Origin of the sequence: Aeromonas sp. 62-46 (genome assembly GCF_001898585.1) — a bacterium.
GTDB lineage: Bacteria > Pseudomonadota > Gammaproteobacteria > Enterobacterales > Aeromonadaceae > Aeromonas > Aeromonas caviae.
Window position 1 is genome coordinate 53,572 of the sequence record NZ_MKUI01000042.1, and the last position, 9,261, is coordinate 62,832.

General features: G+C 59.2%; 9 protein-coding genes and 1 pseudogene. 7 read left to right on the forward strand and 3 right to left on the reverse strand.

The features are described from left to right. Window positions 1–51 precede the first annotated feature (51 nt). Both gyrA and BGO64_RS13495 read left to right on the forward strand, forming a co-directional pair. Complete coding sequence (gene gyrA / locus BGO64_RS13490; RefSeq protein WP_069651293.1) at window positions 52–2,799, forward strand: DNA topoisomerase (ATP-hydrolyzing) subunit A; 2,748 nt, start codon at window positions 52–54, stop codon at window positions 2,797–2,799. 304 nt (window positions 2,800–3,103) lie between these two features. Then, a complete protein-coding gene (locus BGO64_RS13495; RefSeq protein WP_164882096.1) occupies window positions 3,104–3,277 on the forward strand; it encodes a hypothetical protein in 174 nt (57 codons plus the stop codon). Between the two features lie 6 nt (window positions 3,278–3,283). Here BGO64_RS13495 and BGO64_RS13500 read toward each other — a convergent pair whose 3' ends face one another. Beyond that, window positions 3,284–4,339, reverse strand: a complete 1,056-nt coding sequence (locus BGO64_RS13500; protein WP_286700833.1) for a PA0069 family radical SAM protein — start codon at window positions 4,337–4,339, stop codon at window positions 3,284–3,286. Window positions 4,340–4,513: 174 nt separating this feature from the next. Here BGO64_RS13500 and BGO64_RS13505 point away from each other — a divergent pair, with 174 nt between their 5' ends. Next, a complete protein-coding gene (locus tag BGO64_RS13505) occupies window positions 4,514–5,104 on the forward strand; it encodes a tetratricopeptide repeat protein (RefSeq protein ID WP_286700834.1) in 591 nt (196 codons plus the stop codon). Window positions 5,105–5,107: 3 nt separating this feature from the next. Here the strand turns inward: BGO64_RS13505 and BGO64_RS13510 are convergent, their stop codons facing one another. Then, window positions 5,108–5,320 (reverse strand): hypothetical protein, encoded by a 213-nt coding sequence (locus tag BGO64_RS13510; protein ID WP_010674802.1) that lies wholly within the window; start codon window positions 5,318–5,320, stop codon window positions 5,108–5,110. Between the two features lie 325 nt (window positions 5,321–5,645). On the opposite strand from BGO64_RS13510, the gene thrS reads away from it, so the two are divergent. The 4 genes from thrS (at window position 5,646) to rplT (ending at window position 8,782) form a co-directional block, all read left to right on the forward strand. After that, window positions 5,646–7,574 (forward strand): threonine--tRNA ligase, encoded by a 1,929-nt coding sequence (thrS, locus tag BGO64_RS13515; RefSeq protein ID WP_042017100.1) that lies wholly within the window; start codon window positions 5,646–5,648, stop codon window positions 7,572–7,574. Window positions 7,575–7,595: 21 nt separating this feature from the next. Then, window positions 7,596–8,126, forward strand: a complete 531-nt coding sequence (gene infC, locus BGO64_RS13520; protein ID WP_185219337.1) for a translation initiation factor IF-3 — start codon at window positions 7,596–7,598, stop codon at window positions 8,124–8,126. Window positions 8,127–8,212: 86 nt separating this feature from the next. Beyond that, window positions 8,213–8,410, forward strand: coding sequence for a 50S ribosomal protein L35 (gene rpmI / locus BGO64_RS13525; RefSeq protein WP_005300673.1), 198 nt, complete (start codon window positions 8,213–8,215; stop codon window positions 8,408–8,410). Between the two features lie 15 nt (window positions 8,411–8,425). Next, window positions 8,426–8,782: a 50S ribosomal protein L20 gene (rplT, locus tag BGO64_RS13530; RefSeq protein WP_010674800.1), complete on the forward strand. Its 357-nt coding sequence runs from the start codon at window positions 8,426–8,428 to the stop codon at window positions 8,780–8,782. Between the two features lie 122 nt (window positions 8,783–8,904). On the opposite strand, the pseudogene BGO64_RS13535 reads toward rplT, so the two are convergent. Next, window positions 8,905–9,261, reverse strand: a pseudogene (locus BGO64_RS13535) (contractile injection system protein, VgrG/Pvc8 family); the annotation flags it as partial.

The window sequence follows — 9,261 nt, forward strand, 5'->3', positions numbered from 1 at the left end:
ATGTCGCGCTGTTTAAGCCAAAGAACAACTAATTAGGGATTAAGGCTTTCTATGAGCGATCTGGCCAGAGAGATCACGCCGGTCAACATCGAAGAAGAGCTCAAGAGTTCCTATCTGGATTACGCCATGAGCGTGATCGTAGGACGAGCTCTGCCGGATGTGCGTGATGGCTTGAAACCGGTTCACCGCCGCGTTCTGTATGCAATGAACGAGCTGGGGAACGACTGGAACAAGCCCTATAAAAAATCGGCCCGTGTGGTCGGTGACGTAATCGGTAAATATCACCCGCATGGCGACAGCGCCGTGTATGACACCATCGTCCGGATGGCGCAGGATTTCTCCATGCGCTACATGCTGGTCGACGGTCAGGGCAACTTCGGTTCGGTGGACGGCGACAACGCCGCGGCCATGCGTTACACCGAAGTGCGGATGGCGCGCATCTCCCACGAGCTGCTGGCCGATCTGGACAAAGAGACCGTGGACTGGGTGCCTAATTACGACGGCACCGAGATGATCCCGGCTGTCATGCCCACCAAGGTCCCCACCTTGCTGGTCAACGGCTCCTCCGGTATCGCGGTGGGCATGGCGACCAACATCCCGCCTCACAACCTCACCGAGATTGTCAACGGTTGCCTGGCGCTGATCGAAAACGGCGACCTCACCATTGACGAGCTGATGACCCATGTCACCGGCCCGGATTTCCCCACCGGCGGCATCATCAACGGCCGTTCCGGCATCGTGCAGGCGTACCGTACCGGTCGCGGCTCCGTCTATGTGCGGGCCAAGGCTGAAGTGGAGGTGGACGAGAAGACCAGTCGCGAGACCATCATCGTCCACGAGATCCCCTATCAGGTGAACAAGGCTCGCCTGATCGAGAAGATCGCCGAGCTGGTCAAAGAGAAGAAAATCGAGGGCATCAGCGCCCTGCGCGATGAGTCCGACAAGGACGGCATGCGCATCGTCATCGAGATCAAGCGCGGCGAGTCCGGCGAGATTGTGCTGAACAATCTCTACAAGCACACCCAGATGCAGACCACGTTCGGCATCAACATGGTGGCGCTGGACAACAACCAGCCCAAGGTGATGAACCTCAAAGAGATCCTGGATGCCTTCCTGCTGCACCGCCGTGAAGTGGTGACTCGCCGGACTGTGTTCGAGCTGCGCAAGGCGCGGGATCGGGCGCACATCCTGGAAGGGTTGGCGGTGGCATTGGCCAACATCGACCCCATCATCGAGCTCATTCGCCACAGTGCGACCCCGGCGGATGCGAAAGCCGCCCTGGTAGCCAAGGGCTGGGAGCTCGGCAACGTGGCCGCCATGCTGGAAAAAGCGGGCGACGACGCGGCGCGGCCCGAGTGGCTGGAGCCGGAGTTCGGCATCCGTGAAGGGCAGTACTTCCTGACCGAGATCCAGGCCCAGGCCATCCTTGATCTGCGTCTGCACAAGCTGACCGGCCTCGAGCACGAGAAGATCCTGGAAGAGTACCAATCTCTGCTGGATCTCATCGCCGAGCTGCTGCACATCCTGGCAAGCCCGGAACGCCTGATGGAAGTGATCCGTGACGAGCTGCTGGCCGTGCGCGAGCAGTACGGCGACGAGCGTCGCACCGAGATCAGCATGTCCAGTGCCGAGATCAACATCGAAGATCTGATCACCCCGGAAGACGTGGTCGTTACCTTGTCTCACCAGGGCTATGTGAAGTATCAGCCGCTCTCCGACTACGAGGCCCAGCGCCGCGGTGGTCGTGGCAAGTCGGCCACCCGGATCAAGGAAGAGGACTTTGTGGAGCGTCTGCTGGTGGCCAACACCCACGACACCATTCTGTGCTTCTCCACCCGTGGCAAGGTCTACTGGCTCAAGGTGTATCAGCTGCCGGAAGCGTCCCGTGGCGCCCGCGGTCGTCCGATCATCAACCTGCTGCCGCTGGATGAGGGTGAGCGCATCACCGCCATCCTGCCGGTGAAAGAATATGACGCCGACAAGTATGTCTTCTTCGCCACCGCCAACGGCACCGTGAAGAAGACCAGCCTGTCTGACTTCAGCCGTCCGCTCTCCTCCGGTATCCGTGCCATCAACCTCAAAGAGGGTGATGAGCTGATCGGGGTGGACATCACCGATGGCAGCAACGAGATCATGCTGTTCTCCGATGCGGGCAAGGTGGTTCGCTTCGCGGAAGGCAGCGGTCGCGCCGATGCCGATGCCACTGACGAAGTCGACACCGACGACGACGCCGGCAACGATGATGATGGCAGTGACAACGGCGAAGGCACCGAAAGCAAGGGCACCTTCAAGGGCGTACGTCCCATGGGTCGTACCGCTGCCGGTGTGCGCGGCATCAAGCTGGGCGCCGGTGACAAGGTGGTCTCCCTCATCGTGCCCCGTGGCGATGGTGCCATCCTCACCGCCACCGAGAACGGCTACGGCAAGCGCACCGCGCTGGACGAGTACCCGACCAAGAGCCGGGGTACCCAGGGCGTCATCTCCATCAAGGTGGATGAGCGCAACGGCAAGGTGATCGATGCGATCCAGGTCGAAGATACCGACCAGATCATGCTGATCACCAACGGCGGTACCCTGGTTCGTACCCGGGTGTCCGAGGTGAGCGTCATCGGCCGCAACACCGGCGGTGTGCGTCTGATCCGTACCGGTGAAGACGAGACCGTGGTCGGCCTGCAGCGCGTTGCCGAGAGCGACGAAGAGGAAACCGAGGTCCTGGCTGTTGAAGGGGAGGTGTCTGAAGGCACCGACACCGCAGCGGACGCTGGCGCCGTCGATACCGGGGAGGCGGGCGACGAGTAATCTTCCCCCTTTGTCCGATGCGAAAGAGCGACCTTGATGGTCGCTCTTTTTTTGTCCGCCTCACCGCAGGCTCTCCCCGTCCTTGTGCTTGCCCAGCAGCTCTCTTCTCTGCTGCCCGGCTCCGTCTGCCGTGCATGCAGCCCTGCCTGCCACGGCGTCATCTTCCTGATATGCAGGGTTGGTCCCATCGCATCAACACGATTCCTTCACTCGGCTGTCATGGCCCTGTCATGACTGCCAGCCATGCTGCCTGCGTTGAATGAGGCCACCACAGAGGCAGGCATCGCTTGCCAGGAGCACTGTTATGACGAGCTGGGTAATGTGGGAGATCTGGTGGAGCCGGATGTGGGGAGGGCAGGAGAAGGCGCGCCTTAGGGTGGATGAGGAGGAGGTGGCGCACGAGCCATCCCGCCTGCCTGCGGAGCTGATTGCACAGCGCCACCCAGCGGGGAGCTGCCCGCCGAGACCACGGGGCTGACGGTGCTTAGAACAGACGCAACTGCTCGCCCGGGCGGATGAAGGCGGCTGTATTGAGTGCTATATGGCGCTTGCCCAGTTGCAGCCGCCTGCTGATCAGGCGAAAGCGCTGGGCGAGCAGGTCGGCAAACTGTCCTTCACCTCGCATGCGGCTACCAAAGGTGGCGCTGTTGAGTGCACCACCCCGGCTTGCCCGCAGCTGGTTGAGGATCGCCTCTTTCTGGCCGGGATAGTGCGTATCGAGCCAGTCGCAAAAGAGGGTGGTGAGCTCGTGGGGCAATCGCAGCAAGATGTAATCCGCACAGCCCGCCCCGGCGTCGACGGCGGCCTTGATGATCTGTTCCAGTTCAGGCTCGTTGAGCCTGGGGATCATGGGGGCGGCGAGCACGCCGACCGGCACACCGGCCTTGGCCAGTCGTTCGATCACCTTGATCCGCCCAACCCCCGTGCTGGCCCTGGGCTCCAGCTGTCGCCTCAGCGTGTCATTGAGGGTGGTGACCGACACCATCACCTGGCATAACCCTTCTCGGGCCAGCTCGGTCAGCAGATCGAGGTCGCGCAGGATCATGGCGCTCTTGGTGATGAGCCCTACCGGATGGCGATGAGCCAGCATCACCGTCAGGAGTTCGCGAGTCAGGCGATAGTGGTGCTCGATGGGTTGATAGGGATCGGTATTGGCCCCCAGCACGATGGTTTGTGGCTGATAGGCTGGCTTGGCAAACTCCCGTCGCAGCAGCTCGGCAGCATTGATTTTGGCAAACAGCTTGCTCTCGAAATCCAGCCCGGGGGAGAGCTCAAGGTAGGCGTGGCTGGGTCTGGCATAGCAGTAGATGCAGCCATGCTCGCACCCCTGATAGGGATTGATGGAGCGACCGAAGGGAAGATCCGGCGAATCGTTGTAGCTGATGATGCTGCGGGCGCTGATCTCCGTCACCTCGGTGCGGGGAGCGCTGGCGGCAAATGCCGCGTCCCAGTCGCTCTGACTCCAGCCGTCGTCAACTGGTTCGATTTGCGGGCCGCTGAAGCGGTGCTCGACATTGTGGTTCGCGCCTCGTCCTGCCATCACATCACCAATACACTGTTTATATATACAGTTATTTTGCTGTGTCGCCCGTCAAACTGCAAGTTCGCAAAGAGCGACCCCATGAAAGAGGGTGAACCCGGGTGATCTCCTGCTTGATCTGTTGCTACATTTCGTTTACATAGACGAAATGCGAACCAGATCACGGAAAATGTCATGCAACCTACTACTGCCCGCTGGCTCTTCATCGCCCTCATTGCGCTGGTCATCTGGCGTCTGATCCCGCTCTCCACCGAGCAGGAGCTGGCGGCGGCCAACCGCGCCTGGCGGACAGGGCACTTTGATGAGGCGACCCGGATCTGGTCGCCGCTGGCGGATCAGGGCCAGCCACGGGCACAGGCGCTGATGGGTTGGAGCCATGAAGTGGGGCAGGGGAGCGAGCAGGATATGGATCGCGCCATCCGACTCTATCGTCAGGCTGCGCAGGCGGGGGACGCTGTCGGCCAGTATCGGCTGGGAGAGGTCTATCTGCGCGGGGCCGGGGTGAAGCGGGATCTGCACGAGGCGTTTCGCTGGATGGAGCTGGCAGCCAGGAACGGTGATGTGCCCGCCATGCTGAAGGTGGGCATCCTGCACCTGATGGGGGTCAACGGGCGGGTTGAACTGGCCGAGGCGAAGCAGTGGCTCTATCAGGCCTCGCAAAAGGGCAACAAGATGGCACTCCAGGTGTTGCAGGAGATGGCGCTGGCCGAGGAGGGACGCAGCGCCTTCGATTTCAATGGCCACTCTTTTCTGAACGCCGGTTAGGGATCAACGGCTAGCGGTGACTTTGCCGGGCGTCACGTCCGTGACATAGAGGGTACTGCGCTCGGCACTGTGGACGATGCTGCATACCTCCCGCTTGCTGCCATCGCCCAGGATCACCAGCTCACCGATATGGACGGGACAGTGAGTCGTGAGAAGGTGATCCGGATGAACCAGCTTTTCTGCATGCTCCGGAAATGAAATGTCGTAGGTGTACATCATGCTCTCCTTGCTTTGGCTGACGCCTCAATCTGGTACAGGGTATGGCAGCAGAAGGGCGCCCTCGCAAGTAGGACTGGTTGACACCCGCGCTTAAGCGGTATGCAAAATCGCCAAGACAGCTTGTCTGGGTTGTCGCGTCTGATACAATCCCCCGCTGTACCTCTCAATGGATGGCCTTGCACACGCCATATGGTGTGCCACTGCCGTGTACCAACCGTATTGTGAACGGTGAAACTCGGGAGTGAACAGCTGGACATGAAAGGGTTTCTCCAACCTGCATGTGGCCTTTGGTAGGGGTCACCACTGTATAAGGAAACACCTAATGCCAATCATTACTCTGCCTGACGGCAGCCAACGTCAATTTGCCCACGCCGTTTCCGTCATGGATGTGGCCGCGGACATCGGTCCCGGTCTCGCCAAGGCGTGCATTGCCGGTCGGGTAAACGGTGAACTGGTGGATGCCTGCGAGCTGATCGAAGCCGATGCCTCCCTAGCCATCATCACCGCCAAAGACGAAGAAGGTCTGGACATTCTGCGCCACTCCTGTGCTCACCTGCTGGGTCATGCCATCAAGCAACTCTGGCCCCAGACCAAGATGGCCATCGGTCCCGTCATCGACAACGGTTTCTACTACGACATCGATCTCGACCGCACCCTGACCGACGAAGATCTGGCTGCCCTGGAAGAGCGCATGCTGGCGCTGGCCGCCAAGGATTACGACGTCATCAAGAAGAAGGTCTCCTGGCAGGAAGCGCGCGACGTGTTCGAAGCCCGTGGCGAGACCTACAAGGTCGAGATCCTGGATCAGAACATTGCCCGTGATGACCAGCCCGGTCTCTATCATCACGAAGAGTACATCGACATGTGTCGCGGCCCGCACGTGCCCAACATGCGTCACTGCCACCACTTCAAGTTGCAGAAGATGTCCGGCGCCTACTGGCGCGGCGACTCCAACAACAAGATGCTGCAGCGCATCTACGGCACCGCCTGGGCCGACAAGAAGCAGCTCAAGGCCTATTTGCAGCGTCTGGAAGAGGCCGCCAAGCGCGACCACCGCAAGATCGGCAAGCAGCTCGACCTGTACCACATGCAGGAAGAAGCGCCGGGCATGGTGTTCTGGCACAACGATGGTTGGACCATTTTCCGCGAGCTGGAAACCTTCATCCGCGGCAAGCTCAAAGAGTACGACTATCAGGAAGTGAAAGGCCCCTTCATGATGGATCGCGTGCTGTGGGAGCGTTCAGGTCACTGGGAGAAATACGCCCAGGCCATGTTCACCACCCAGTCCGAAAACCGCGAGTACGCCATCAAGCCGATGAACTGCCCGGGTCACGTGCAGATTTTCAACCAGGGTCTGAAATCCTACCGCGATCTGCCGCTGCGCATGGCCGAGTTCGGCTCCTGCCACCGCAACGAGCCGTCAGGCTCCCTGCACGGCCTGATGCGGGTTCGGGGTTTCACCCAGGATGACGCCCACATCTTCTGTACCGAAGAGCAGATCATGGAAGAGGTGTCTGCGTGCATCCGCATGGTCTATGACGTCTACGGTACCTTCGGTTTCGAAAACATCGTGGTCAAGCTCTCGACCCGTCCGGAGCAGCGTATCGGCTCTGATGAAGCCTGGGATCGTGCCGAGGCCGCGCTGGCCGAGGCGTTGGAACTCAACGGCCTGAAGTTCGACCTGCAACCGGGCGAGGGGGCTTTCTACGGTCCCAAGATCGAGTTCACCCTGCACGATTGCCTTGATCGTGCCTGGCAGTGTGGTACCGTGCAGCTCGACTTTGCCCTGCCGGGCCGCCTTGGCGCCACCTATGTGGGCGAAGACAACGAGCGCCACATCCCCGTGATGATCCACCGCGCCATTCTGGGCTCGCTGGAGCGCTTCATCGGGATCCTGACGGAAGAGTACGCCGGTCTGTTCCCGACCTGGCTGGCTCCGACCCAGGCCGTGGTCATGAATATCACGGATAACCAGGCCGATTATGCTGTGAAAGTTGCCAAGGCATTGAATGATGCGGGCCTTCGCGCAAAAGCGGACTTGAGAAATGAGAAGATTGGCTTTAAAATCCGCGAGCATACTTTGAAGCGAGTACCCTTCATGCTGGTCTGCGGCGACAAAGAAGTAGAAGCCGGCAAGATTGCAGTGCGTACTCGTAAAGGGGCTGACCTGGGCTCTTATCCTGTTGAAGAGCTGATTGCTCTGTTGACCCAGGAAGTTCAGACCCGCGGACAAAAGAAAGTGGAGGAATAAGCTATAAAAGGCGGAAAAAAACTGGGCAAGCAACCGCAAGCCCGCGCTCACCGGATCAATGAAGAGATCCGTCTGAAAGAAGTTCGTCTGACTGGTCTGGATGGTGAAGCCATTGGCATCACCTCCATTCAGGATGCGCTGAACTTGGCCCTTGAGGCAGGAGTGGATCTGGTCGAGATCAGTCCGAACGCTGAGCCGCCCGTTTGCCGGATCATGGATTACGGCAAATTCCTCTACGAAAAGAGCAAGACCACCAAAGAACAGAAGAAAAAGCAGAAAGTCGTCCAGGTCAAGGAAATCAAATTCCGTCCTGGCACAGACGAAGGCGACTATCAGGTAAAACTACGCAACCTGGTTCGCTTTCTGGAAGACGGGGACAAGGCAAAGGTCACCCTGCGCTTCCGTGGTCGTGAAATGGCCCACCAGGATCTTGGTATCAAGGTTCTCGAGCGCGTCAAGAACGATCTGGAAGAGCTGGCCGTAGTCGAATCGTTCCCGAAAGTCGAAGGCCGTCAAGCTGTGATGGTCCTCGCACCCAAGAAGAAATCTTAAGGCCCACAAGAAATTGACTCATGGGGCTGGCCCCATGAGTCGGTTCGCCTTGCGATTTTGTTGTCACTCACAATGCGGAGTATGAAATGCCGAAGATGAAAACCAACCGGGGCGCGGCAAAGCGCTTCAAGAAGACTGGCTCAGGTCGCTTCAAGTGCAAGCACAACCACCTGCGTCACATCCTGACCAAGAAGAGCAGCAAGCGTAAGCGTCAGCTGGGACCGAAGTTCTTTGTTTCCGCTGCCGACCACAAACGTGTTGTCGCTTGTCTGCCGTACGCATAAGGGGGGATGTGAAAAATGCCAAGAGTTAAACGTGGTGTGACCGCTCGCGCTCGTCACAAGAAAGTAATGAAAGCCGCCAAGGGTTACTACGGCGCCCGTTCCCGTGTCTACCGCGTAGCGGTACAAGCGGTAACCAAAGCTGGTCAGTATGCCTACCGTGACCGTCGCCAGAAGAAGCGTCAGTTCCGTCAACTGTGGATTGCGCGTATCAACGCTGCAGCCCGTCAGAACGGCCTGTCCTACAGCCGTTTGATCGACGGTCTGAAGAAGGCTTCCATCGAGATCGATCGCAAGATCCTGTCCGATATCGCCGTTCACGACAAGCTGGCTTTCACCGCCCTGGTTGAAAAAGCTAAAGCAGCTCTGGTCTAATCCAGTTCTGTTATAAAAATAAAGGAGGCTCAGGCCTCCTTTTTTGTATCTGTAAGTTGCTGTTTTTCATCACATTCCCCTTTCCCTTGTCCACATATTGTCCGCGGGTTATCTGGTTGTGGTCACTCCGGCAGTTCTGCAAGCTTCACTTCGAGTTGGATGCGGTTCGTATAGCCCTGGTTGGTGAGGTCGTGCACTACCTGGGTGAGCTGCCAGTCGGCCTCGTCAATCTGGGGCTTGAACCCTCTGACGGTGGTGGGTTGCTCCGGGTAGAGTTCAGGGCGCCCCAGCGCCAGGGTGATCTGGAAGTCGGCCACGCCGCGTTGCAGCTTCTCCCATTCAGCCCGGGCGGCCCGCATAGCATTAGCCTGGCTGGCATAGACATGCCGCAGCTCTTTGACGTTCTCGCTGCTCCCGACCAGCAGTTCGTTCTCTTGCTTGTTGACCATGACCCCCGGGGGCAAGGGCCGTTCCGGCGA

Excerpts from the sequence above, each read along its gene's own strand:
- gyrA (WP_069651293.1), top strand. The coding sequence starts at position 52 with ATGAGCGATCTGGCCAGAGAGATCACGCCGGTCAACATCGAAGAAGAG.
- BGO64_RS13495 (WP_164882096.1), top strand. The coding sequence starts at position 3,104 with ATGACGAGCTGGGTAATGTGGGAGATCTGGTGGAGCCGGATGTGGGGA.
- BGO64_RS13500 (WP_286700833.1), bottom strand. The coding sequence starts at position 4,339 with ATGGCAGGACGAGGCGCGAACCACAATGTCGAGCACCGCTTCAGCGGC.
- BGO64_RS13505 (WP_286700834.1), top strand. The coding sequence starts at position 4,514 with ATGCAACCTACTACTGCCCGCTGGCTCTTCATCGCCCTCATTGCGCTG.
- BGO64_RS13510 (WP_010674802.1), bottom strand. The coding sequence starts at position 5,320 with ATGTACACCTACGACATTTCATTTCCGGAGCATGCAGAAAAGCTGGTT.
- thrS (WP_042017100.1), top strand. The coding sequence starts at position 5,646 with ATGCCAATCATTACTCTGCCTGACGGCAGCCAACGTCAATTTGCCCAC.
- rpmI (WP_005300673.1), top strand. The coding sequence starts at position 8,213 with ATGCCGAAGATGAAAACCAACCGGGGCGCGGCAAAGCGCTTCAAGAAG.
- rplT (WP_010674800.1), top strand. The coding sequence starts at position 8,426 with ATGCCAAGAGTTAAACGTGGTGTGACCGCTCGCGCTCGTCACAAGAAA.